22 protein-coding genes are annotated in these 23,660 nt (G+C 67.4%); 8 read left to right on the forward strand and 14 right to left on the reverse strand.

The window, feature by feature from the left end:
* Positions 1-100 precede the first annotated feature (100 nt).
* From EUA94_RS18055 to EUA94_RS18070, 4 genes are all read left to right on the forward strand, one after another.
* Positions 101-676 (forward strand): hypothetical protein, encoded by a 576-nt coding sequence (locus tag EUA94_RS18055; RefSeq protein ID WP_129428287.1) that lies wholly within the window; start codon positions 101-103, stop codon positions 674-676.
* Positions 677-786: 110 nt separating this feature from the next.
* A complete protein-coding gene (locus EUA94_RS18060) occupies positions 787-1,761 on the forward strand; it encodes a PGN_0703 family putative restriction endonuclease (protein ID WP_129428288.1) in 975 nt (324 codons plus the stop codon).
* A 62-nt stretch (positions 1,762-1,823) separates the two neighbouring features.
* Positions 1,824-4,700 (forward strand): PD-(D/E)XK nuclease family protein, encoded by a 2,877-nt coding sequence (locus tag EUA94_RS18065; protein ID WP_207210616.1) that lies wholly within the window; start codon positions 1,824-1,826, stop codon positions 4,698-4,700.
* Positions 4,693-7,935 (forward strand): UvrD-helicase domain-containing protein, encoded by a 3,243-nt coding sequence (locus EUA94_RS18070; RefSeq protein ID WP_129428290.1) that lies wholly within the window; start codon positions 4,693-4,695, stop codon positions 7,933-7,935. Before EUA94_RS18065 ends, EUA94_RS18070 begins: the two co-directional genes overlap by 8 nt.
* A gap of 4 nt (positions 7,936-7,939) precedes the next feature.
* Here the strand turns inward: EUA94_RS18070 and EUA94_RS18075 are convergent, their stop codons facing one another.
* The 6 genes from EUA94_RS18075 to EUA94_RS18100 form a co-directional block, all read right to left on the reverse strand.
* A complete protein-coding gene (locus EUA94_RS18075; RefSeq protein ID WP_129428291.1) occupies positions 7,940-9,076 on the reverse strand; it encodes an SPFH domain-containing protein in 1,137 nt (378 codons plus the stop codon).
* An 87-nt stretch (positions 9,077-9,163) separates the two neighbouring features.
* The gene (locus tag EUA94_RS18080; RefSeq protein ID WP_129428292.1) at positions 9,164-9,742 is read right to left on the reverse strand and encodes a hypothetical protein; all 579 of its coding nucleotides are present in this window, start codon (positions 9,740-9,742) and stop codon (positions 9,164-9,166) included.
* Positions 9,743-9,866: 124 nt separating this feature from the next.
* Positions 9,867-10,310, reverse strand: coding sequence for a protein-tyrosine phosphatase family protein (locus tag EUA94_RS18085; protein WP_129428293.1), 444 nt, complete (start codon positions 10,308-10,310; stop codon positions 9,867-9,869).
* Positions 10,256-11,326: an ADP-ribosylglycohydrolase family protein gene (locus EUA94_RS18090; protein ID WP_129428294.1), complete on the reverse strand. Its 1,071-nt coding sequence runs from the start codon at positions 11,324-11,326 to the stop codon at positions 10,256-10,258. Before EUA94_RS18090 ends, EUA94_RS18085 begins: the two co-directional genes overlap by 55 nt.
* Positions 11,327-11,358: 32 nt before the next feature.
* A complete protein-coding gene (locus EUA94_RS18095; protein ID WP_129428295.1) occupies positions 11,359-12,138 on the reverse strand; it encodes a hypothetical protein in 780 nt (259 codons plus the stop codon).
* Positions 12,138-13,082: a T3SS (YopN, CesT) and YbjN peptide-binding chaperone 1 gene (locus EUA94_RS18100; RefSeq protein ID WP_129428296.1), complete on the reverse strand. Its 945-nt coding sequence runs from the start codon at positions 13,080-13,082 to the stop codon at positions 12,138-12,140. Before EUA94_RS18100 ends, EUA94_RS18095 begins: the two co-directional genes overlap by 1 nt.
* 66 nt (positions 13,083-13,148) lie before the next feature.
* Here EUA94_RS18100 and EUA94_RS18105 point away from each other — a divergent pair, with 66 nt between their 5' ends.
* Complete coding sequence (locus EUA94_RS18105) at positions 13,149-13,838, forward strand: NUDIX hydrolase (RefSeq protein WP_129428297.1); 690 nt, start codon at positions 13,149-13,151, stop codon at positions 13,836-13,838.
* On the opposite strand, the gene EUA94_RS18110 is transcribed toward EUA94_RS18105, so the two are convergent.
* Entirely contained in the window at positions 13,820-15,358 is a 1,539-nt protein-coding gene (locus EUA94_RS18110) for an SIR2 family protein (RefSeq protein ID WP_129428298.1), read from the reverse strand. The two genes, EUA94_RS18105 and EUA94_RS18110, sit on opposite strands and share 19 nt — an antisense overlap.
* 83 nt (positions 15,359-15,441) lie before the next feature.
* Between EUA94_RS18110 and EUA94_RS18115 the strand changes: the two genes are divergently transcribed.
* On the forward strand, positions 15,442-15,963 hold the full coding sequence (locus EUA94_RS18115; protein ID WP_129428299.1) for a phosphohydrolase: 522 nt from the start codon (positions 15,442-15,444) through the stop codon (positions 15,961-15,963).
* Positions 15,964-16,118: 155 nt separating this feature from the next.
* Here EUA94_RS18115 and EUA94_RS18120 read toward each other — a convergent pair whose 3' ends face one another.
* The 6 genes from EUA94_RS18120 to EUA94_RS18145 all read right to left on the reverse strand — a co-directional run bounded on the left by EUA94_RS18120 (position 16,119) and on the right by EUA94_RS18145 (position 21,563).
* Positions 16,119-17,117 (reverse strand): helix-turn-helix transcriptional regulator, encoded by a 999-nt coding sequence (locus EUA94_RS18120; protein ID WP_129428300.1) that lies wholly within the window; start codon positions 17,115-17,117, stop codon positions 16,119-16,121.
* Positions 17,117-18,025, reverse strand: coding sequence for a WYL domain-containing protein (locus EUA94_RS18125; protein WP_129428301.1), 909 nt, complete (start codon positions 18,023-18,025; stop codon positions 17,117-17,119). The genes EUA94_RS18120 and EUA94_RS18125 overlap by 1 nt, the downstream gene beginning before the upstream one ends.
* A gap of 78 nt (positions 18,026-18,103) precedes the next feature.
* Positions 18,104-18,625, reverse strand: coding sequence for a hypothetical protein (locus EUA94_RS18130; RefSeq protein ID WP_129428302.1), 522 nt, complete (start codon positions 18,623-18,625; stop codon positions 18,104-18,106).
* A 44-nt stretch (positions 18,626-18,669) separates the two neighbouring features.
* A complete protein-coding gene (locus tag EUA94_RS18135) occupies positions 18,670-19,977 on the reverse strand; it encodes a vWA domain-containing protein (protein ID WP_129428303.1) in 1,308 nt (435 codons plus the stop codon).
* Between the two features lie 27 nt (positions 19,978-20,004).
* Complete coding sequence (locus tag EUA94_RS18140) at positions 20,005-20,598, reverse strand: RNase H family protein (RefSeq protein WP_129428304.1); 594 nt, start codon at positions 20,596-20,598, stop codon at positions 20,005-20,007.
* A gap of 356 nt (positions 20,599-20,954) precedes the next feature.
* Positions 20,955-21,563, reverse strand: a complete 609-nt coding sequence (locus EUA94_RS18145; RefSeq protein WP_165357008.1) for a dual specificity protein phosphatase family protein — start codon at positions 21,561-21,563, stop codon at positions 20,955-20,957.
* A 75-nt stretch (positions 21,564-21,638) separates the two neighbouring features.
* Here EUA94_RS18145 and EUA94_RS18150 point away from each other — a divergent pair, with 75 nt between their 5' ends.
* Together EUA94_RS18150 and EUA94_RS18155 are read left to right on the forward strand one after the other, a co-directional pair.
* Positions 21,639-22,211 carry an RNA polymerase sigma factor gene (locus EUA94_RS18150; RefSeq protein ID WP_165357010.1) on the forward strand — a complete coding sequence of 191 codons (573 nt, stop codon included), beginning with the start codon at positions 21,639-21,641 and terminating at the stop codon, positions 22,209-22,211.
* Positions 22,208-22,612: a hypothetical protein gene (locus EUA94_RS18155; protein WP_129428307.1), complete on the forward strand. Its 405-nt coding sequence runs from the start codon at positions 22,208-22,210 to the stop codon at positions 22,610-22,612. The genes EUA94_RS18150 and EUA94_RS18155 overlap by 4 nt, the downstream gene beginning before the upstream one ends.
* Here the strand turns inward: EUA94_RS18155 and EUA94_RS18160 are convergent.
* Positions 22,609-23,169, reverse strand: a complete 561-nt coding sequence (locus EUA94_RS18160) for a hypothetical protein (RefSeq protein WP_129428308.1) — start codon at positions 23,167-23,169, stop codon at positions 22,609-22,611. The genes EUA94_RS18155 and EUA94_RS18160 overlap by 4 nt on opposite strands.
* Between the last annotated feature and the right edge of the window lie 491 nt (positions 23,170-23,660).

The raw sequence follows: 23,660 nt of genomic DNA on the forward strand, positions 1-23,660 counted from the left end.
CGGGGATTCGTCTCCAGTCGCGAGAACCTCTAATCACAAAGCTTGCTGGCCGTGAATCCGCCAGCGAGTGGAGAGAGCCGTCGTCCGCGATAATCGGCCGATGCTCCAGCTGCCGCCACTGTCGATTCAGCGTCTGCGCGACAGAGGGGTCATGCTCGACCCCGGTCTGACGGACGAAGAAGTCACGCGCGTCGAGGAACGGGTCGGATTCCAGTTCGGGCAGGAGCACCGCGAGTTCCTGCAGGATGCGCTGCCGGTCGGAGAGTTCTGGCCGGACTGGCGGCACGGGGCCACCGCGGATCTGCGCAAGCAGCTCGATTGGCCAGTGGAGGGAGTCCTGGGCAACGCAGCGCGGATGTCGTTCTGGCCCCCCGCTTGGGGCGAGCGACCGACCTCGGCGGACGAGCGCGAGCGAACCGCGCGGGCACAACTCGACCGAGTGCCACGTCTGGTCCCGGTGCATTCGTATCGGTACATCACGGTGGACCCCATCTTCGTGCCGAGTCCCGTCTTTTCCATCCACGAGATTGACGTGATCGTCTTCGGGGACGATCTCCTCGACTTCGTTGCTCGCGAATTCCACATGCCGCCTCGCCACCAGTCACCCGCGCCGACCTATGTCCCGTTCTGGTCCGAGCTGGCTGCACGCACTGCGGCCTGGGAACTGGGGCAGTGACCAGGGATCTGCGACCTCGCATGAAGTTCTAGAACCTCGCTCTCCGGCCGGTGGTGAAACGCGAGGCTCTAAGCCAATGATTCGGAGGCCCGACTTACGGTCGGGGCACCATGAACAAGAACCCCTACGCCTCCGAGCAGAGCAAGCGTCAGATTCACTGGCTCGCGACCAGCGAGACACTGCCGTTCGAGGCGCGAGCAGGCGGCACCTACACCGATCGCGCTGGCAAGGAGCACGGTCCGCTCCCGCTGTTCCTGCCTCTCGATCTCGTGGCCCACAACCTGCTGCCCGACGTGCGGCACGGCGCCCTTGCCCTCTTTGCCGAGCTGGGGATCCCGTGGCACGACGGCGTCGACGGCGGTCCGAGCAACCACCTGCGCGACTCTCAGGTCCAGTGCGCCAATGCACTGTTCCGGATGGTTGACGAGCCACACCGCATCAAGCGCGCATTCGGACACGCCCTCGACATCGCCAAGGTCCTGCCCATCGAAGGAGAGCGCTTCCTCACGTTCGAGTACATCGGCCCGATCGACTACTTCGACGAGGGCAAGGGCGCGCCACGGGTGCGCGGCGCCAGGTGTACGAGCGTCGACGCCGCGTTCCGCTACCGCACCAGCCGTGGTGACGTCGAAGTCGCTCTGGTCGAGTGGAAGTACACCGAGTCCTATCTCGACGGGCACCCGCGGACCGGTTCAGACGAGACGCGGCGCCAGAGGTACGAAGCTGACTTCCTCCACGCTGAGGGCCCTGTTCGAAGCGACGTAGTCGCCTTCACCGCGATGCTGCACGAGCCCTTCTACCAACTCATGCGACAGCAGATGCTGGCACACCGCCTGGAGCAGGAAGGCGTCGAAGGCGCCACGGCCGTGCGGGTCCTGCACGTCCTATCGCCGGCGAACGTTGGCTACGAGGCGTCCCTCCCGCTTCCCGAGCACCGGTCCGTGGGCTCCAGTGTGTCGGAGGTCTGGCACACGCTGCTCCGCCGACCGGATCGATTCGTAACTGTTGACCCTGCGGTGTTCCTCCATGGTGAGATCACCAGTCCGGAGTACGTCGAACGCTACGGCCACACGGACACTGCATGACTTCCGTTGCTGGCCCCTGCGATTCGCCCCGGGGGCTGAGGATCCCAACTAGCGTGAGCGGTGTGATCACGGGGCAGACAGCGCTTGAGCAACTGTGCGCCGTCGTCGGCGACCTGAAGCGAGACGACCCCCTCGCCCCGGTGACGATCCTCGCTCCGTCCAACATCGCGGCGATCACCGCGCGCCGCGCCTTGGCGAGCCGCGGTGGAGTTGCGGCCATTCAGGTGACCACCGTCAACCGCCTCGCCGAGCAGCTCGGGGCGCCATCCCTCGCGCCCAGACGTCCCGCGACCCGCGCGGTCACGGCGTCGGCCTGGCGGGCGGCTCTGGCAGCGGCGCCAGGGGCCTTCGCTGAGGTTGCTGATCACCCGGCGACGGTGGCGGCCCTCACCCGGGCTCACCCACAGCTGCGGGATCTGGACGACCAGACGCTCGATGTCATTGCGAGCGAGCCTGCCCCGGCCGGCGACCTGGTCCGGCTGCACCGCGAGGTGAGCGCAGCACTCGAGGGGAGCTGGTTCGACACTGCTGATCTCCTGGAGTCCGCTACGGCCAACGTCGCGGCGATCGAGGGGGCGGTCGTGCTCTACCTGCCTGGCCGATTGGACAACTGCCAACGCCGCTTCGTCGATGCGATCGGCGGGCTCATCCTGGTGGCACCAACCGAGAACCTGCCGATCGCAACTCGCGTGATCCACGCCTCCGACTCCGACGACGAGGTGCGCTGCGTCGTGCGGGACGTCGTGATTCGCTTGGGGCAACAGGAGTCAGTTGCCGTGCTCTACGCCGATCGCACGCCGTACGCACGCCTGCTCGCCGAGCAGTTCCACGACGTCGGCGTCACCATCAACGGTCCCGGATCGCGACCCGTGAGTGAGCGGGGCACCGCTCGCTCTTTCCTTGACCTGCTGGCGCTGGTCGAGAACGACGTGCCGCGCTCGGACCTTTTCCGCGCTCTGGGTGCGATCGGCGCCCGCAACTTCGCAGGAGAGTTCATCCCTGTAGCGCGCTGGGAGCGCTTGTCGCGCGCAGCGGGTGTCGTCCGAGGAGACCATTGGGATGGTCGCCTCAGCTCATGGATCTCCAGCGAGGCTCGGAGTGGTGACCGCCCGGCGGCCCAGGCACTCCAGGCCTTTACCCTCCGCCTGAGAAACGAGCTCTCCCGCAGCTTCGACGACTGGCGCGCCATCAGTGACTGGGGCACGGAGCTCTTCGAGACCCTCATCGCCGACGAGACGCGCCAGTCCAAGCTGCCGCCCGAGGAGCAGCACGCCGCGCGCACCATCCTGCTCGCGCTCCGAGGGGTCACCGTCCTCGACGACACTGCGACACCACCGACCATCGACACGCTCCTGAGCGTCCTCCAGGTCGACCTCGAGTCGGCGCTGCCCCGGGTGGGCAGGTTCGGCGACGGTGTGTACGTCGGCCCGCTGGCGACCGCCCCTGGGCTGGCCGTCGACACCATGTACGTCGTGGGCCTGAGCGAGGACCTCTATCCGGGCAGCCCCAGCGACAGTGCACTCCTCCCTGACCGGATCCGGCGAAAGCTGAACGGCGAGCTCCCCACACTGGCGGACAAGGTGGAGCTCCAACGGCAACATCTGGTGGCTGCGTTTGCTGCCGCCCCGACCGTCGTGGCCAGCTTCCCTCGAGGCGATCTGCGGCAGACCCGCGAGCGCCTGCCCAGTCGGTGGCTGTTGCCCACGCTGCGAGCCCTGTCAGGAGAGCCCGGACTGGCCGCCACCCAGTGGGCCGAGGCCCCGTTCCACTACGGCGTGGAGGCGGCCGGCTCTTTCGCCGGTGAGCTCGAAACCACCGAACACCAAGCAACGGAGCAGGAGTGGCGAGTTCGTGCCGCGCGTGCAGACGTGCTCGACGACAGCATCACCGACCACGCCCGATCCGTCGTAGCGGCGCGGGAGAGCCCACAGTTCACCCGGTTCGACGGCAACCTCGCCGGAGCGCCCGGACTGCCGGACTACCGCGCGTCCGATCACGTCATCTCCCCCACGGCACTGGAGAGGTTCGCTGGCTGCCCCCACGCGTTCTTCGTCGAGCGCCTGCTTTCGGTGAAGCCGATCGAGAACCCCGAAGACATCGTGAGCATCCCCGCCAACGAGCTCGGAACCTTCATCCACGAGTGCATGGACGACCTTGCGAAGAAGTTCGCCGATGAGTTGCCGGGCCCGGGTCAGCCGTGGACCGGCATCCACCGTGATGCGTTGCTTGAGCTCGCTGAGAAGAAGGCACTCCAGTATGAGCACCGAGGTGTCACCGGCCATCAGCGCCTTTGGGCGATCGAGAAGGCCAAGATCTTGTCGACGCTCTCGAGCATGCTCGATGTCGACAACGACTGGCGCGCCCAGGTGGGTGCTGAGGTCAAGGCAGCCGAGCTCGCGTTCGGCATGGACGGATCACCTCCAATTGAAATCTCCGTCCCCGGGGGGCGCGTGCTTATGCGGGGCAGCGCCGACAAGGTTGACCTCACATCGGACCGTGTCTACGTCACCGACATCAAGACCGGCTCCACGAGGCGGTTCAAGGACATCAAGCAGCACAATCCCGTGCCGTTCGGCGCCAAGCTCCAGCTGCCGGCGTACGCCATCGCCGCCCAGCGCGCGCTGGGCACGGACCTCCCCGTCACCGCCTCCTACTGGTTCGTCCATAAGGAGGATCGCCGGATCGACCTGGTCGTCGACGACCAGGTGAGGCAGACATACGCAGGCGTCATCGACGTCCTCACCGAGGCGATCGCCGCAGGGCACTTCCCCAACATCCCACCTGCCGGGGACGACTTCGCGTTCGTGCAGTGCGCATTCTGTAATCCCGACGGGCTGGGTTACGGCGCCCTCCGTCGAGCGTGGAATGCCAAGGCCGCGCAACCAGAGCTGAGCCGGCTCACCGCCCTCCTGCTCAACAACGAGGTGAAGCATGACTGATCCCGTGGACCAGGACGAGCGCGACCGGATCAAGACGCACACCGACCGGACCCTGTTCGTCCGCGCGGGTGCGGGCTCCGGCAAGACCAGCTCGTTGGTGGCGCGCGTCGCGCAGCTGGTGCTCCAGGACGGCGTCGAGATGGAACGCGTCGCGACGGTCACCTTCACGATCAAGGCGGCGGCAGAGCTGCGTGATCGGCTGCGAGCCCGCTTCGAAAGGGCCCTCGCAGAGGAGAGCGATCCCGAGCCCCTCCGCCGCGCCGAGGTAGCGCTGGAGCAGCTCGACCTCGCCGCCATCGGCACCCTCCACTCGTTTGCGCAGCGCATTCTGACGGCCCACCCCATCGAGGCAGGGACTCCGCCGGCACTGGACGTGCTCGACGAGGTCGGTTCCTCGATCGCGTTCGAGGAGCGCTGGGCCCGGATCCAGCGCGACCTGCTCGACGACGAGGAGCTGGCAGACGCGCTCACGCTCGGCATCTCCGCAGGCATCCAGCTCAAGCACGTGCGACAGACGGTCCGACTGCTGGGGCAGGACTGGGACCGCCTGAGGACTCATGTCCTGAGCAATCCGCCCAAGCCACTGTCAGTGCCGGGTCTTGATGACGTGGAGAAGGGGCTCAACCGAGTCCTAGACCTGAGGGCTTGCTGCATCGACCCGTCGGACAAACTGTTCCCGGTGGTCGAGCAGACGGAGGCGCTGCTTCGCGCTCTGCTCAACGCCGCCGACGTACACGAGACCATGCGAACCTTTCCTGCCCTCGCCGGGTTCAAGACAGGCAACGTCGGCACCATGGGGAGTTGGTCAGGGATCGACCCCAAGGCAGTGCGTGACTCCCTGCGGGAGGTCGTGGCCGATGCCATGGAGCTCAAGGCGAAGATCGTCGCTCAGTGCCTGCGCCACATCACCTACTGGTGCGCGCACCGCGTCCTCGCCGAGGCGACCGAGCGGCGCCGCTCCGGTCGGCTCGAGTTCCACGACCTCCTCGTGCTGGCCCGCGACCTGCTCGCCCGCGACGAGGACGTCCGAGACACGCTGCACCAGACCTACGAACGGCTCCTCCTGGACGAGTTCCAGGACACCGACCCGATCCAGATCGAGATCGCCGTGCGCATCGCAGGTGGCCGCGATGCAAGCCAACCGGACTGGCGGGACGTCACCGTGCCCGATGGTCGCCTCTTCGTGGTCGGTGACGCCAAGCAGTCGATCTACCGATTCCGCCGCGCGAGTATCAAGACCTACCTCGGCGCCCAGGGCGTCATCGGCGAACCCGCGTCCCTCTCGACCAACTTCAGATCCGTGCCCGGAGTGGTCAAGTGGGTCAATGGCGTCTTCTGCGAGCTCATCACGTTCCAACAGGATGCCCAGCCGACCTACGAGCCCCTCGTGGCCCACCGCGACACCGGCGACAAGCTCATCGGCCCCGCCGTGATGGTGTCGGGTGTCGAACTCCACCCGGAGACCACGGCGGACGGGATCCGAGCCGCCGAGGCGACCGACGCGGCAGGTGCGATCGCCCAGGTGATCACCGAGGGTTGGACCGTCTTCGACCAGACCCACCAACTCTGGCGTCCCGCACAGCTCGCCGACATCGCAGTACTCCTGCCCTCGCGCACCTCCATGTCGAGGCTGGAAGACGCGCTGGACACGGCCGGCATCCCCTTCCGCGCCGAATCGATGTCTCTGGTCTACGAGGCGGCCGAGGTCCGCGACCTCCTGATAATCGCTCGCGCGATTGCGGACCCCTCTGACCAGCTGGCACTCGTCATCGCCTTGCGGACCCCCGCCATGGGATGCGGCGACGACGACCTTTTGGCGTGGCGTCACGGCGGGAGGTGGCTCGACCTGCACTCCAAGGTCGCGGACGACCAACTCAGCCACACACCCGTCGGTGTCGCGATGGACTACCTGCATTCCCTGGAGAGGGCCGCTCGCTGGCTCACGCCCAGCGAGGTGCTGGCCAAAATCGTCGCCGACCGACGGTTCCTCGAGCTGTCCGCATACCAGCCTCGCACGCGTGACTCGTGGCGACGCATCAGGTTCCTGGTGGACCAGGCCCGCGCCTGGAGCGAGGTCTCCCATGGCGGGCTGCGCGCCTATCTCGACTGGGTGGCACACCAGGCCCAAGAGAAGGCCCGCGTCTCCGAGGCGATCCTCCCCGAACGAGACAGCGACGCCGTACGCGTCATGACCATCCACGCGGCCAAGGGGCTGGAGTTCCCGATCGTGGTGCTGTCCGGCATGTCCAATCAGCCCCGGACGCAGTACGGAGTCCGCCTGCTGTGGGGCGACGCGGACTACACCGTCAGCTTCGCGGCCAACTTGCGCGAGGTCTCCTTCGAAGAGGCCGCCGAGCTCGACGAGCAGATGGACGACTACGAACGCATCCGCCTGATGTACGTCGGCGCCACCCGAGCACGCGACCACCTCATCGTCTCGATGCACCGCACCGACCGAACCTCCGAACGCCTGACTCCGGCCGAGCTCTTGGCGCACGCCCAGGCGCACGAGGTCGCGGCGCCGCAGCACTTCGTGTGGGACGGCGAGCCGAGACCCGTCAATGCCTCGTCGGCAGCCGTGACTCCCCCGCCCGACTTCGACACCTGGCTTGCAGGTGTGACATCAGCTCGCCGGGCCAGTCGCATGCCCGGAGCCATCACCGCGTCGGGCCCCGAAGGGACCGACCCCGAGGTCGTGCTCGCCGAAGCAGACGCCGGCCTGGCAAAGGGTCCGCGTGATGTCGAGCTGCCGCCCTGGTCCAAGGGCCGTTACGGCTCTGCGGTGGGTCGTGCCGTCCACGCGGCGCTCCAGACCGTCGACCTCGCCACCGGGTCTGGACTCGAGCAAGCCGTCCGCGCCCAGGTCATCGCCGAAGCCATCCCCGAGCACGAGGACGTCGTCGCACGGCTGGTGCGCTCGGCGCTGACGAGCGAGACCGTGCAGCGCGCTGCCGCCCGGACCCACTGGCGCGAGGCGTACGTCGGCGCCCCCGGGACTGACGGCGTCCTGGTCGAGGGCATCATCGACCTCATCTACGAAGAGGACGACAAGTCCCTGGTCGTCGTGGACTACAAGACCGACGTGGTGCGACCCGACACCCTCACCGACAAGGTCGCCTTCTACACACCCCAGCTCCGGGCCTACCGCGACATGCTCACCGCGGCGACCGGACGCGACGTCAAGACGCTGCTGCTATTCCTGCATCCAGAAGGCAGCTACCTCGCTGACCTCTGACTCCTCACATCCGGCCGAGTACCTCTTGCTGCTTTGCTGCGTACTGCTCGGGGGTGATCAGTCCCTGATCGAGCATGGCCTTTAGCTGTCCCAACACGGCTACAGGGTCAGATTGAGCCGGCGCGGTAGTCGGCTGATGCAGTCCTGAGACTGTTCCGCCGACCGCGCCAAGACCCATCGCAAGCCCCATCATCCCTGCCCCGCCCTCTCCGCCCTCAGCCATTGCGAGAGCCGAGTCGGCGATCGTTGTCTGCGTGTACGCGTTGCCGATGCCGCCCCCCAGCATCAGGCCCTTGTTGTACTTGTCCATCAGCTCACGCGACGCCTCGTCGTACTCGATGGCGCTGATTGCGGCCGCGACCACTTCGAGACCGAAGCGCTTCAACCAGGACCCACCCGGCCCGTCCCCGTTGGTGAGTTCCGCGGCGACCTGAGGGCCGTGTGAGGCGAGCGAAGCGATGTCAGTGGTCCGAGACAAGGCCTGCAATGCCGCTTGGAACGCGGTGAGGAACTCCTGGCGCAATTGCCCGCTCGCGGCCTCCTCAGCCAGCGAGTAGAACTGAGTATTGGCCGGCAGGAAGTTGCAGAAGAACCGGAGGGGGTCCACCACTCGGACCGAGTACTGACCTCGGGCCCGGAGACGAAGAACGGGTGCCTGACTGGAGCCTTGGGGAACGAGCGAGAAGTCCTTGTAAGGCAACAAGCCGGGTGTGCCGAAGCGGAGGTTCCGCATCTCGCGGAGGTTGACGTAGTAGATGAGCTGCTGCTGGCTTGGCTGCCCCCCGAACTTGAACCGCTCCCATGACTCCCGAACGAGCGCCTGGTAGACCCCGATCCCGCTGAAGACGGAGGGTTGACCGTCGTTGCGGAACACGAAGTAGCCCGGCTCAGTAGACAGGCTGACGATCCGGCCGCCATCCGTAATAATCACGGCGGTGTTCTCGGGTACGACGACGCGCGATCCGTCGGAGATCACATTGGCGGTGGCGGACCGGTTCGAGCCGCGGCCCCTGTTGCTCTCTTGGAAGATGCCCGGAGCGACAATGGTTTGCTCGTCGAACCTGGGAGCCACGAAGAAGTCTCGCCACTGGTCAGCGAGAGCTCCCCCGACCGCACCGACCGCTGCGCTGATCAGTCCCATCGCTTCCCGCCTTTCGCGCGCGTGATGCGCTCACACTTGAGACGAACCTCGTCTCGTGTTGGCACCCTAGGCGAGACGTCCGACCAATCAGGGTGTGTTCAGTACCAACGGCTCACCACACGCGCCGCACGCGCGCGTGATGCCGACGATTAACTCGTTGTTGGCGCCGCACGCCCGGCACGTCACTACCGTCTTGCGTGACGTCTTCGGGACATACTTCTTGCTGACTACCTGGTCTGCCCCGTAATCAATATGGAAGTCGTCAATCATGTCGGAGTCGATCATGCTCTGAATTTCGCGGCGCACCTTGGCCGGGTTCGAGTTCGTGATGCTCGCAATCTTCTGAACGCTCATCGACTCGACGCCCGTGAGGATGGATAAGTACCTCTTAAGATGCCCTTGCATAGTTGTCAGCAGCAGAGCGACCAGTACACAGACAAGCGCGAAGACCACCAGTCCGATCGCGATCAGTAGGTCGGGAAGCCGTTCGCTCAACGGGATGTCGATCTCCGTGCACTCCTTATTCCACAGATGCCCGGTGCACTTCTCCTCAGTCGCTTCTGAGAAGCCCAGGTACATGAGGAATGCCCAAGGGGCACTGAGAACGGCCGCCCACAAGAGTCCGCTGGCGATGGGTTTCTGGCTTTGAACCGGGATGCGGGACAATAGGCTAAGCATGTGGGTCGCTGCGCACTCTCGTTCGGCGGGTTGAACGGCCAAGTTCTAGGCTACCCAGATCGGTCCTTCGCGTCCGCAGATCGGAGCAGTAGACACCCGACCGAGCGCCCCGCTACCTCGCGACTGAGATCCGACGCAACGCCTCCCGAAACCCCCGGTTGGGTCGCGCTGCCGGCAGCACCCCACAAACCGCCGGCAGCGCGTCATCGAGCTCCACCTCCCGCAGCATGGAGTAGGCGGTAGCGACCGTGGGTGTGCGCGAGTGGGCGGCGGCGCAGTGCAGCAGCACGGTCTTGCCCTCATCGCGCAGGTCGGCCACGAGCCGGGCAGCGTCCATCAGGACGAAGTCGAGGTTGGGGTTCTGCTCCGGCTCCGCCTGGTCCATCAGCCGGAAGTTAATGTGCTCCAGCCGCGGATCGATCTGTGTGCGCCCGGTCAGGCAGAGGCTGACGACGACGTCGACCTCGTCGGGGACCTCGTCGAGGACGGTGGCGCTGGAGATCAGTACCCCGTCGTCGTGCGGGTGCGTGGCGAGCGCGGGCAGGCCGTACTGCAAGTGCGTGTAGTCGATGTGGTCGACCAGCGGCCAAAGCCGTACTTGCCCGGCGCTCCACCCCGGACGGTTAGCACGGCCAGGTGCTCGAGGTCCAGCGCTCGCAGGCCGGGCCAACCGTGGAGCACCCGGCGCCAAGCAGCGGGCACGGCGCTCATCCCCCACCGCGCTCCGAGCAGGGCACCGGCGATGGCGGCGACTGTGTCGGTGTCGTGGCCGATGCGGATCGCGGTGGAGAGGGAGTCGACGAGGTGACCGCAGGCGGGACCATCGGTCGGCAGCGGGGTGTGCGTGATCGCCGACCACGCCGCCTGCAGGGCGCCGACGGCCCAGCCGTTGCGGGCAAAGGCTGACGGGGACTTCGTCTCGGCCTCGGCCAGCAGCCCGCGCCAGTGGTCGGCGTTGGGCATCCACGCGGCGATGTCGTCGTACGTAGGGAGCTCGCCGGTCAGCACTGCGTGGCGGATCATCAGGCACCAGACGGCGCAGGCCTCCTGGGCAATGTCCTGATGGTGGGTGAGGGCGCTGACCGCCATCGCCGCCTCGACGAGGCCCTCGGGGTCGTGGAGGAACGCCAGGGCGACCGGCCCTGTGCGCATCAGCGATCCGTTTCCGGCGCTGCGGCCTGAGCGCTCGTGCACGACCCGCGCAGCCTCGGCCATCTCGTCGCCGGTCGGGTTGCGCCCAGCACCGGAGAGGACGGCGGAGGTCTGGATGCCGACATCGGCGGGGCCGCCGGCGTACCAGTCGGCGAAGACCTGCGCGATCTGCGTCAACGCCTCGGGGGTGCGCAGGTCGATGCCAGTGGCGGCGACTTGGGCGATCGCCACAGCTTGCGAGGTGTCGTCGGTCCACTCGCCGGGCGCGAAGCCACCGAGGCCGCCGCCGATCATCGTAGGCACGAGGTCGGGGGCCACACTGGCGAACTCGTAGCCGGCGCCGAGCGCGTCGCCCGCCGCGGAAGCGATGAGCACGCCGCAAGCGCGGTCGACCTGGGCGGGTGTGAGGTGGAGAGTCATGGCTGTTCCTGTCGTGGAGGTGATGGGCGCTGTCATCGGGCGGCGAGGATGCGGTTGGCGACCTCCACCACGCGGTCACGGCGGGGGAACTTTGGGGAGTCAGTCATGGGCAGGTCGCGAGCGGCGACGACCAACGACGACTCGATGGCCAAACCACGGCGGTGCGTCGCCAGGAGGGCTTGGAGGCGGACGCGGGCCGTGCCGCACGTGATGTAGCGCCGCACCACCGCCTCGGAGCAGTTGGGGTTGCGCAGGATGCCGACGATCTCCTCGTCCACCCCGTTGCCGGCCAGCTCCAGCCACCCGGCCGGCAGGCACCGCAGCGCGGCGTACTCTCCACCGCTCTTGCCCTGCCAACGGGCGCGAGCGCGACCCCGCACGGCGGCCAGCTGGAGCTCTTTGTTGGCGAGGTCCTTGCGCCTGCTGAGGACGTCTATCTCCAGCGCCGAGGGCTTTGCCTCCAGCACCGCTCGGGCTGTGGACACGGGTAGCGCGGGGTCGCGTATGACCTCCCCCTGGAAGCGTGATTCCCGCAGGAAACCGACCGGGCAGTCCCCGCGGTAGAGCATGGCCAGCTCGGCGAGGCGATCCTCGCGCGGCAGGCCTGCCGCGAGCAGCTCGGCGAAGGTGACGAGCGCGCTGGCGGCCGCGGCGGCGAGGGTCGCGCCCGACGCCGTTCCGAGCGTCTCGAGCAGTCTCTCCCTCTTGCGCTCCCTGGCCACCAGCATCGCCGCCCTAGGCGAGATGCCGAGGCCGCCCATCATCTCGGCCTCCATCGCCTGGTGGAGGGCCAGGCTGTCCATGTCGCTCATCAGGCCACCCGCCCGCCGACGCGGAACGCCAGGTCGTCGCGCGTGGCCGACATGGTGCCGAGGAAGACATCGACCATCGCCTCGAGGTGGGTGGGGGCGAAGGGCAGCGCGGGGAACACGATGTGCTGCCACACGGTGCGCTCCTGCAGGGTCCACTTCACCCAGGGGTTGTCGCGGTTGAGGACCGCGATCTCGGCGGCGGTCGCGCGGCGTGAGTGGATGCCGTGGGTAACGCGAGCGAGGATCTCGACGGCTGGGGTGTCCGGTCGCACCCGCACCCACACCAACTGGTCGAGGTGACTGAGCACGAGATCGCCGTCGTCGTCGACGTCGGGCCGGTGACCGTACTTCGCCTCCAATGTCATGCCCACCATCTCCACGAGCTCCTCGCGATCTTCGGGCATGAGAGCCGCCGACCCGTCCGGCGCATCTGGCAGTTCGACGGGCACGTCCTCGGTCGCGCTCAGTCCCAGCTCGGCGGCTCCGCCAACCGCCGGTCCCCATGCCCGGTAGGTCAGCAGCAGCGGGTGGGCGACGCCGTATGCCTCGCGCAGCGCGCCGACGACGAGGCCGGCGATGGCCTTCATGTCGCCGAGCGGGCGCTCGACGTACCAGTTGGGCTCCTCGTCGTCGTTGCCCAGCCACCCCATCGCCCGCAGGGCATCGCACCACTCGGCGCCGAGCCGACTCGCGGGCGTCAGGTAGACGTCGCCGCTGAGCTCGGCGCGCAGCATCTGCCCGCCGTCGAATCCTGCGAACTGCGCGTACGGCGTCGACCCGCCCTCGTGCCCGCGGGGGAGCTCGAGGACGAGGTGGTCCTCCTCCGAGGCCATCTCGCCCAGGTGATCGGCCAGGCACCGCGCCAGCTGGCCCCAGCCCTGGTCGAGCTCCCGCGTCGCACCCGACTGTTCAGCGGCGCCCTCGTCGAAGTCCCTCTCGTCCATCCCCGTCTCCTTTAGCACTCGATTGTCTCTAAACATTAACACGCGCATCGCGCTAATGTCTGACGCATGGCGGACCTCGACTCATTTCCTCGACCCGGTGTCACTGTCGATGTCGCGGTGCTGACAGTAGGCGGACCCTCCGAAACAAACCCCCAGCTGCGAGTCCTGGTGCAGGACCGCCGTGAGCCCCACGGCCGCTCGCTACCCGGTGGATTCATCAGGGAGCGGTGGACGGTCGACCGGACCGTCGACGACGTCCTGCGCCGCAAGGTGGGCATCGAGCCCTCGGAGCGCAACCGACCCCGGCTGCTGCGCCTCTTCGACGATCCCGACCGCGACGACCGCAGCTGGGTGATCTCAGCCGCGCACTCCCTCTCGCTCCCAGAGACCGAACTGCTGGACGCCCACGGCGACCTCGTGTCGGTTGCGGCCGACGGACGTCTCCGCGGCGAGCCGCGTCTGCTCTTCGACCACGACGAAATCGTCTCTGCGGCGGTGGACGCTCTACGCGACCGCTACGAGATCCGCTACCGCTACGTCGACATCCATCCCGACCCCGACGGGTTCCTGCCCGAGCCGTTCACCCTGCGCCAGCTGCGCAAGGTGCACGAGGCCGTCGTCGGCGCCGAGCTGCACAAGGACAACTTCAACCGACGGATGCGGGAGTACGTCGAGCCGCTGACGCGCAATGGCAAGGTCGTGGTCTCTGACGGGCTGCGGGGCAGGCCGGCGACGCTCTACCGGAAGTCGCGCTGATCCTCGCGACGGCGAACCCTCACGCGCTCGCCGGATGAAGCGCCCAACTCCTCGAGCCGTTGCAGCAACGGCGCCCATTTGTCGCCGGCCCGCTGAGGAATGCGACGGTAAAGCTCGCGAACCTCATCCGCGAGTCGTCTGTCCTCGTCGCGCTCCAGGAGTCCTTCGAACCGCTGGTCGAGGAGCCACGAGGAGTCACGCGCTGCATGGTCGGCAACGCGATCCAGGAAGAGCTCCTGCGCCCGGCGCCCCGGCAGCCCGGACTCCGCCTCGAGCTTCACCCAGTCCAGCTGTCCATCCCAGAGCTTCGCCCGGATGTCGTCTCCGTCCGTGTCCAGAACGGTGCCGAAGGTGCCGTGCTCACCCTCCTGGTGCTCATCGCGATAGGCCTGCACCTCGTGCGCGAGCCGAATGACGTTGTCGTCGGTCATCGACACGCCTACGGCAAGCAGGCGTTTGGTCAGAAGAAGGGACTGGAGCACCGCCGCAGACGGCCGGTTGGCTGCGTCGTACCGGACCATGTGCCTGCGCGTGAGGACGATCTGCTGGACGTGGTCGACGTCGCCGTGGAGCTTGAGGATCCATCTTTCGGCACCATGCGCCGAGTTCCACGGCATGACCGCCTTGATTTCACGATCCGTCGCGCGCACTGCTTGCTCATAGAGCGTGTCGTAGTTGGTGGTGACGACCTCATGACAGTCCAGGCCTGCCAGCAGGGCGTGCAACAACGACGGGTGGGACACCGCGTTCACCGTTGCCGCGATCCGTTGCTGGAATCCCTTCTTGTCCGCGCGCTCGATCAGTTCGGCGCGATCGATCGAGTTCGGGACGCCGCTGGCGTCCGGATAGTTGATGTTCAAGTCGCCCTCGAGCTCCTCGAGCAGCCCGTGCCACGAGGGAAGACCGGCTGCCGCGGAGACACCCGCTCCCATGAGGACCGCGAGCTGGCCGGCTCGTGCCGCCGTGCCGAGTTCACGGGCACGCCTCTCCAGTCCCGGTTCGAGCTTGACGGTCAGCCGACGTCGCGCGTATTGGGCAGCGGCGAAGACCGCGGGATCGGGAGTCACGAGTACGACGTCAAGCTTGAGCTCGCGGGCGGCACGCGTCAGTTCCTCGACCAGCATGCGAAGGACTGAGCCCCGGTCGCTTCCAAACCCCCCGCGGCCGATGCCAATGACCGGAACGGCCACCAGCGGCAACGTCCCAGTGCCCCGTTTTGGCGGATAGGCATCTCGCCGGAGCTCGATGCGTTGCATGGCGCCGACAATCCGGCCGACAACTTCTTCGTAAGGGTCCAGCCCGTTGCCGATACTGACGGCCCACACCCGGTCCGGCGCCGGCTTGATGCGTCCGTACCCGCGCTCTTTCCACTTCAGGGGCAAGGGAGGGCGCGTCCCGACTAGCGGAGCCCAGATCGAGTTGAAGTCGTAGGCCTGATCCACCGGCACCAGCGCCGCGTCGTGGATCACCGACTCGATGCGTCCGTGGACGATGAACAGGTGGCCCTCGATCTCTGTCATGTCGGGAGTATGCCGGAGGCACGCGTCGCGTACCGTCCAGATCCGCTGGTGGGCGAAGGCCCAAGCCACATCAGGGAGGCCGCATGTTGGAGCAAGCTCGCACGGTCGCTGCGGAGGCGCACGCCACCCAACTGGACAAGCTCGGTCGCAACTACGTCGACGCGCACCTGCACCCCATCGCTGATGCGGCTGCCGTGTTCGGGACCGAAGCCGAGGCCGTTGGCTGGCTCCACGACATCATCGAAGACACTGGGACCACAGCCCGAGACCTGCGCGAGCAGGGGTTTTCGGACCACGTCGTTGCGGCCGTCGAGTCAGTGACCAAGGGGCCGCCGGACGAGCCATACGACGCGCTCATCTCCCGAGCGTGTGCGCACCCACTGGGTCGTCTGGTCAAGCTGGTCGACAACGCGTGGAACGTCACCTGCAACCCCGACCTGGCCCAGCACGATCCGGCAAAGGCACGCGAGCTCATGGCCGACAAGTACGTCCCGGCTCGCGCCCGGCTCCTGGAAGCGTCTGGCTTCACAGACGACTCCCCCGACGTCCTGCAGATGCAGGCGATCCTGGACCACCACCTTGCGCGGCTCCACGCCGACGGCTGACCCTGAGACCTGAGTGCCCTAGCGTCGGACCATGGCCCGATGGATCTGCGAGTACTGCACCTCGACCGGCGAGGTCCCCAAGGGTGACAGCGCCGATCAGATGAGTTGTCCCAACTGCGGCGAGCCGGTAATGCCGGAGTGGTGAACGAAGGCCGTCAGGCCGGCGGTCGCCCGGCCGATTCGTGATGTGTCAGCAGCTCGTGGACGAGCGCCAACGCGTCCGGCAGGACCGCACCCGGCGCGACGACCCGCGTCGAGGGACCGCTCGCCAACAGGATCAGCCCCACCCGCTCCCCGACGGGAGCCAGCAGCTCGAGGTCCGCGGTGAAAGTCGCCTCGTCCTCGTCGAGGACGGTGACCCTTTCGGCGTGCTGGCGTGCGGCCCAGCGGGCGTCCTGGGCGATCTCCATGCGGACGGTGGTCGTCGCCCGCTGCTTCGCGAGCAGCGACTCGAGACCGGAGGGGCCCTGGAAGCCCTCGTCGAGAACCTCAACCGATCGGATGTTGGAGAGGAGGAAGGTTCGCAGGTTGCCCTCCGGACCGGCCGGTCCGGCGTCGACCTCCCATCCACGGCGGGTCTGGACCAGGCGCAGCGGTTCGATGACCCGATCGGTCACCCCCGGATACCACGCCCGCGAGTAGACGATCCGGACCTTGCGCTGCCGCTCCTGGGCGTCCTGGAGATCGCGAAGGTGGCGGTTCCAGTCACCGACGTACGGCGTCGCGGCCGGCTCGCCGTACATGGTCTCTGCGATGACGCCGAGCGCCGCAGCCAGGTCGGTGTCGTCCGGATCCACCTCGAGCAGTGCCGCGCCGGCGGTGTAGAGCGTGGCGAGGTCACCAGCCGAGAGATGCTCCACTCCCAGGCCAGGGGCCGCGTCGGGGACGATGCGGACCACCGTGCCGCCCGATCCGTCGGTCGCATACCCGGCCTCCGGTTGGACGAACTCCAGGGCAGGCCTGCGGAAGATGTCGAACGACCAGCCCCACGACTCCAGGTCGAGGTAGGTGACGAGGTCCTCGCGCATGGTCTCGACGCCGACGCCGAACTGGGCGGCGAGCTCACTCAGGGGTAGCCCGTCGGGATAGGCGCTCAGGACGTTGATAACCTCGGGCAAGCGAGCAACGCGCTGGAGGAACTTGGGCCCGGCCATCACAGCCCCACCATCGTGCGCAGCTCGGCGAGTATCTCGTCGTACACCTCGGCACCCTGCGCGATCGTGACGCGCGGCCCGAGGACGTAGAGGCGGGCGCGGAAGGCATGCCGGTGGGTGACGGTGTAGGTCAGGTCGACCGCGTCGTCGCGCTCGACCTGTGAGTCGGGTTCGTTGAGCCATCTGATGACGTCGGGCACGAAGTCACGGGTCGTGCGGAGCGTGACCTGCGTGGGCGCGTCGACCTCCCACCTGAGGGGGTGCAGCGGGATGCGTCTCACAGACGACACCTCGGCGGCCGTCCCCGGTGGATCCAGGGCGATGCCGCTCATCTCGCTGACCACGAAGTGCTTGACGATCTCTGCCCCGTCCTCGACGCCACTGAGATACCACTTGTAGTTCTGGAAGCGCACCGTCCCGGGGTGCACGATCCGCGCGGTGCCCTTGTAGGTGAACCTGATCCGGCTGCGCAGCTGTACGGACTGGAAGGCGAGGGACAGCTTGTCGCCTTTCTGCTTCCGGATCACGATGGCGCCGATCCCCTCGGGGACCGTCGTGGTTCGGACTCCAAGTCGCTTGGCGAGGTCGGACCGCTCGGCCAACAGAACCGCCCGCTGGAGGGCAGCCCGATGATCTGCTGTCAGCTTGACGTGGAGGCGGTTGTCCCCGCTCACCATGCGGTAGCGGCCTAGCTCCCCCGGCGGTGCCACGTTGTCGATCTGCCAGCCCTGATTCTTCAGGTTGCGCAGGTCCAGGCTCAGCTGGTCCTGCGGCGCGGACTGCCCGCCGTACTGAGCCACTTCGAGCAGCCTGTCGGTCGTCGCCCCGACGACGCCGGCGTCGTCGAGGACCGCGAGGATGCGCGCCAGACGCTGCATCGCCTCGACCGGATTGCGTCCTGGTGGCATGGGCGTCTCCCCCCTCGACTGCCTGTACGCCGCCCATGGTGCCCGGAATCCGTCGTGCGCGGGATGGAATCGGGCGGCTCAGCAGTCGTCGCAGACGCCAGTGAGCGGCAGCGCGAGGTTGCAGCTCGGGCAGGCGTCGCCATAGGCCTTGGGCGCCGTGTGCCCCAGTCGCGAACTGTCGACGTAGAACGGAAGGTTGATGCGCTGGTCGCCCACCCAGTAGAAGGTCCTGCCGAAGCCGGCCACCGTGCGACCGTCTCGACCGAGTGCACCGTAGGTCAGGCTGTGAACGACGAAGACCTCGTCGTGCTGGACGAACCGCAGTGCGTCGAGGACGACGTCGTGACCTTCTACGGGCACGCCCACCCGTCGCATGGCGTCCTCGATGGTGTCGAAGTAGTCACGTCCGTGGCCCTCGTCCTGCGCTCGCGACCAGTCGCAGACGGGGTGCTGCAGCTGTTCGGCGGGAGTCGCCGCGTGGCCGTCCGCGCCGACGAGGTGAGGGCACTCGGGAAGGTGGACGCGGGTGCCCGTGGCCGTGCGGAAGTACACGGGCGCGGGCTCCCCAGCGGCGCTCGTCTTACTGATGATTTCGCTCATGGGAGCAGCGTGCGCCAGGGGTCCGAAACAACCACGCCTCGGAGTCAGCGCCCGTCCTGCTCGGGGTGGGTCCGCCGCCCGCGCTTGCGGTTCATCCGGTGGTAGGAGTCGCGGGACATCTTCGACATCATCGGAGCGCCCATGGGGCCGCTGTCGTGACCCAGCTGCTCCATGCGAGCGACATCGTCAAGCTCGACCTGGATCTCGGGCTTGAGCTTCTCGGGAGCGACGCCGAGGGAGCGCGCCAGACGGATCTTGGTCTCGCCGATGAGGCGCTGGCCTTCGTCGAAGCGGCCGTGCTCGAACGCTTCGGACGCCTGGCGCCTGACGTCCTGTGCTTCCTGGAAGAGCACCTCGGAGTGCACGCTGGGGTGCGCCACCCGGCCGGCAGCCTCGTCGCCGGGCACAACGTTGACGGTGATGGGCAGCGAGACGACCTGCTCGACCAGGCCCGGCAGCTCGACGTACGAGATCTCCAGGGTCGCCACTCGGGCGAGCCCCAGTGCGGCGAGGGCGGGGACCTTGAGCTTCAGCTGGACCTTGCGGGCCTCCTCGGAGTAGAGGTCGCCGAGCTCGATCATCACCTGACCTTCGCCGATCTGCTGAGCCGGCAAGTCGTTGTAGAGCCGGAGGAACTGCACAGCCGGCTCGAACTTCACCGTCAGGGAGAGCGCCTGAACGACCTTGTTGAGCAGCCCGTCAACCTCACCGGCGATGGCGGCCCCGGCAGCATCGGGGTTGTCGGCGAACACGTGGTTGCCCGAGCCGGAGCGGGCGATCGCGGTGAGCAGCGTCTCGTCGTAGCCGCGGCCGTAGCCGAGGGTGGAGGTGACGATGCTGTCGGCGTAGGCCTTGGAGGTGACGGAGGCGAACTCGTCGGCGTCCTTGATCCCGGCGTTGACGTGACCGTCTGAGATGACCAGGACAGTGCCGCTGGATCCCCGACCCGGCTGGCCTGACATCACTCGTCGGATCTCGCGCAGGCCGCGGATGTAGCCGGCCGAAAGGTCGGTCGTCCCGCCCGCGTTCACCCCCTGGATCTGGGTGATCACGGCGTCCTTGTCGGCGAGTGGGCCGGCGGGCACGACGACCTGGGCGGAGTCGTCGAAAGTCACCAGCCCGAAGTTGTCCATCGGCTCGAGCCGACGGACCAGCGCGACGATAGCCTTCTTTGCGCCCTCGAGCGGCGCTCCGCCCATGGACCCGGAGCGGTCGAGGACGACCTGCAGCGACGCCTGGGGACGAGTGGCGTCGGCGAGCGCCGCCGGTGCCTCGAGCTCGAGCAGCACGGCGACCTCGTCCTCGGTCTCGTGCGCGACGACGTTAACGTCGAGGAGTGCGTTGATCTTCATGTGGTTCTCCTGGGTGGATCGTGAAAGTCAGGCCGCGGTGGCGGGCTGGGAGTGGCTGTCGGGGCCAGCGAAGGCGTCGGCGATTGCCCGGGCGCGGGCGGGTACGTCGTCGGGGCCGAAGCCCCAAGTCCCTTCGGCTGCGCGGCGGGCGAGCTTGGCCAGGGAGTCGGCTCCCTCGTTGAGCGGATCCCCTGCGTGGCCGCGGACCCAGCCGATGTCGAGCCGTGGCGCCTCCTTGCGGACCTGCTCCTGCGTCCACAGCAGCCCGGCCCGCTTGACGGCGGTGTGGTGCGTGGCGATGTAGCCGTCGGGCAGCCGGTCTCCTCCGCCGATCCACTCGGTGATCAGCGAAATTGCCTGCCTGCAGTCCGTGCGGATCACCAGGTCCCGGTGTGGAAGTGCCGTGATGGCTTCGGAGATGGCGCGGAGCTCAGCGAGCACGGGGTGCCTGCGCCTCACGCACGACCTTGTCCACGGAGTCTCGGTGCCGTGCCCGTGCCTGCCGTCCTCGGCCAGCCAGCCCCAGCCGATGCGCCCGCGGGTCGCAGAACCATCGGTAGCAACCGTGAGGGAGGTGGACGGAGGAGCCGCGACGGGCTGCACCGGGTTGAGCGCTCGCATGGCGGCGGCTCGGAGCGGCGCGTCGGACGCGGTGTAGGCACCAGCGTCACGCCGGCGAAGTGGGCTGAGACCTCGTCGGCGTACGACCACAGCAGCGCCGTCGGCGGCAGCGAGATGACCATCTGCGCCGGGACCCAAGCCTGCAACACAGGGTGGGCAGCCGCCAGTGCACACAGGACAGCGTCCTCACGGCCGTGCGCCCGGACCGACCCGGTGGACCCGAAGCTCGCCCCCATGAGGCTCCAGGCCCACCGGCCCGACGCGAAGTCGGGCTTGAGTGACAGTGCGATCCGCTCGGTCATCTCATGACCTCCTTCGTAGCGTCGGGAGTACGTACTGTGCGGCCAGGGTCCGAATCAATGGTTCTCCCCCGCACGGATCCCGCGAATGATCCGGACGACCTCCAGTGGGTTCTCTTCGCGCCACCGGGCGATCCGGGCACGCGCCATAACGCGCTCGGCGGCACTGGCACCGACCCGGTCCAGGTGCCAGCTCAACGCGTCCTCGGCGTACCAGACGTTGGCGATCGGGCGAGCAGCTCGGATGGCTGCCAGCGCCTCGACCGGGTCCCATCCCATGCCGAGGAGTACGGCGTAGCCCGCGCTTGGGCCGCGGTTGATCCCCATGTGGCAGTGGGTGAGGACCACGCCCCCGCTGTCGATAGCTTCGATGGCCCACGCGACTATCCGCTCGAACCACGCGGCCGGGACGCGCTGGCCGGCATCGTTGATGCCGGCCCAGAGGTAGGTCACCTCGGTCTCCGCCCACCAGTCGGCGTCGTTGGCCTCCTGGCGGACGTCGAGGACGTGGGTGATGCCGCCGTCGACGACGAGCTCGACGGACTGGCGGACCGCGGTGTCATCGTCATACGACAGGTCACCTCCGACGGCGAGGTAGGGCGTGACGACGTCGGCGTTGGCCGTTTCGAGTCGGGGCAGGGTCTGTGGGTGCGTGCGAGTGCTCATAGGGACTTCGACGCTGGGTCCGCGAGTTCTCTGACACCCCGGCGGATGTCCGTGGCGATCCGTATGGTCACTCATGTGGAAATCGAGGCCATACGGCGTGTGGCGCACCGCATCGTTGAGGTGCGCGGCCGCGACTTTCGGCTGTCCTCGGAGGACCGCAAGGACCTCCTTCAGGAGGTGCTGATCAGGTACGTCCACGCTTGGTCCGGCGAAGCCCAGCCCAACAACGTCGAGGCATGGCTAGAGACGACGACCGCACGAGTGATCACCGACCGCTGGCGCGCCGAGCAGCGGCGACCCGCCGTGGCCGAGGTGGAGGATCACGAGGGCGATCCGTACGACGTGGTGGCTGACTTCATGGAGGTAGCGCGCAGTCGTCAGCCCTCGATGCCGGCCGTGGGCGATGCCGTGATCAACCAGGTGTTCGGTCTCGTTCCGCCCGCGGACGCCGACTTGCTGCAGCGGCGCCTGGTCGACGACGTCGAACCTTCCGACCTCGCTGACGAGCTCGGAATCAGCCGGGCAGCTGTGGACCAGCGTATTTCCCGCGCTAAGGCTCGCCTGAGGGCGGCGCTCGCCGCTCAGCCCGAGCTGCTCGCCGAACTGCAGGCCGGTCACCCGCACGCCTACGACAGAGGACGGCAATGACCGACCCACGATTCACCAAAGTCTGTGACGATCTCGAGGAACTGCTCGAGATTGTCGACATCGACTCCATCGAGGACCTCGACACCCTGGTGATGGCCCTGCTCGACCGGCCAGTCAGCGTCACGGACGGTTGGGACGATGAGCGGGACGTACCGGCGCTGGACATCCGGGTCCATGGCAGCGAGCTGTCAATCGGCGTACTCGAGCCCTTCCCGATGAGCGTGCTGGAGCTCGCTCGCTCCAGCGGCGAGCTCGCGCAGGACATCGGCCCGTACGCCCCGGCCGGGGAGGCGCCCATCCACGGCAACGATCTTCTGACGCTCAGAGACGAAGAACTGGTTGCGGCACTTCAACGGGCGCTCGGTCAGGTGCGCCTGCTCAACCTGCTCGACGACGACTAGTTGGACCGCTTGGTCGCTCCCGGGACATAGTCCATAGAGCGTCCCAGCGACTCCCACGAGACCTCCGCGTCGGCCGGAGGCGTGGGTGGCAGTGCCCACCAGGAGATCCCTGCGTTGTATGACCACCTCCCGGTGGGCTTTCGCCAGCTGAGCAGGACATCTCCGCGCTTGCTGAGGCGGCCGAGTGTCCCGCTGAGGAACGAGGACACGGTGTAGTTCTTCTTGGCGATGGCCGTGTGGCCGTAACGCGCGACGAGCATGGCGAAGTCGTCGGTGTGGGCGTCGGCGTATGCCGCCTCGACCACGCCGTACTCAACCCACTTGCCGGGATGCTCGTTGAGCAGGGCGGGCAGCTCGGTGCCCAGACCGAGCTCATCGGCCAGCCCGTAGAGCTCCGGCATGTCCGGGGGCTCAGGGACCGAAAGCCACGAGAGCGGCCCTCCGGCTGGATGCAGATTGCGATCGCAGGTGAACTCCATAGTGCCGTCCGCATCGACCTGCCGCCCGAGGATGTCCTCGTCGGCGTGAAAGGGACAGGACTGTCTGGTGATGGCCATGCCCTCATCTTCGTGGAAGCTTCCCGACTCCGTCACGCTTCGACCGAGTCCTTACCGAAGCGTTGGGCGGTGCTCCGACTCGTCGAGGGCCGGTCACTGCCGGTACACCGGGGGCGCAGGTGAGGCAGATCCTTCCCGACAGCAAGACGTTGCGCATCGAAGGCGTACACAGGACGTTGAGGCGCGGTGGTCAGTGATCCAAGCTCAGCACGGCAAGTCGGATGAGAACCGCGCGTTGGCACCTCGATCACCCAATCGTCGAAAGGGGATGCAACCTGGATCTTGAACGACAACTGGGGTGACAAGATTCGAGACCGTTCAAGCAGCTGCTGGCCCAGGCTCCCGATGGATTCGCTGTATACGAAGAAGGGGCCGCGCCTAGCTCGCTCCAGTGAGCGCCAGCTGATATCAGAGGCACAGGCCGACTCCATCTGCCCCGAAGACTCGATGAGCGCCGAAGGCAACGTTCAACGCGCGCGAATCTGGGCTTG

Origin of the sequence: Nocardioides zhouii, assembly GCF_004137345.1 — a bacterium.
In the GTDB taxonomy this organism is placed as follows: domain Bacteria; phylum Actinomycetota; class Actinomycetes; order Propionibacteriales; family Nocardioidaceae; genus Nocardioides; species Nocardioides zhouii.